Here is a 932-nt window from a genome sequence, read left to right as displayed (position 1 = left end):
ACTATTAGTTAAAAATAGTAATAATAGAACAGCTTTTGGTTTAACTGAAGATGAAATAAATGAATATATTAAACCACCTGAAAGAAAGAAAAAACAAGTCACACATTTAGTAAATATGGAAATAAATTATTATAATGAGGTAGAAGATTGGGATAAAATAGAATCTAACTTTTTAGCTAATAACTTTAATAATTATGTCAATTGGTGTAAGCAATTTGAAAAAGGTTATGATGATAAAGATATCTGGAATTTTGTCCCCATGAGAAAAAAATATAAAGAATATTATTTAGCTAAACATAATCTAACAGAAAATGACTTAGAATCATTGACTGATTTTGAACCTTAAATTTAAGGTTCTTTTTTTTATAGCTAAAGTTTAGAAACAATTAAATATAAACCTTTATATATCAATACTTTCTAACACTTCTAAAGTATATAAATAAATACTGAAAGCCAAATATATTCTTTTATTTAAAGACATCCTAAAGTGTAGTTACAGCATACTGGATAGTAGGGACAGGTTTTTGCACCCCTATGGAGGTGCAAATAATGTCTAAATAGTAAGGATATTGTTAATTTTGAGAATTTTTAAAAAAGAGAAAAAAGAATCAATTTTATCAATAATATCAATAGTTTTTTACACTTTTTCATTTTTTTCAAAATGTTTAAGTATTAGCAAAGCTCCGCTTTGCTTACTAAATAAGACCTTTAAAGACCTCAAAAAAAAGGAAGAATTTTTTTATTTTCTCTTTTTTTTAGGTATAAGCAAGGCTCTGCCTTGCTTACTTAATAAGACCTTAAAAACAAAACAAAGAAAAAAAGGAAGAACTTTTTTATTCCTAAGGTTTTGTGTTTTTTTGTTTTAGGTATTAGCAAGCTTCGCTTGCTTACTTAAGGAAGATATGAAAAAGCAAGATTTTTCCTCTCTAAAA

1 protein-coding gene is annotated in these 932 nt (G+C 25.3%); it reads left to right on the top strand.

What is annotated here, in order from left to right:
* The coding region (locus tag HMPREF9088_RS12145) for a hypothetical protein (protein ID WP_040367793.1) at window positions 1-346 on the top strand (346 nt) is incomplete at its 5' end.
* Window positions 347-932 lie beyond the last annotated feature (586 nt).

The sequence above is a fragment of the Enterococcus italicus DSM 15952 genome, from assembly GCF_000185365.1.
In the GTDB taxonomy this organism is placed as follows: Bacteria; Bacillota; Bacilli; order Lactobacillales; family Enterococcaceae; genus Enterococcus_G; species Enterococcus_G italicus.
This window is presented reverse-complemented; position numbering and strand designations above follow the sequence as displayed.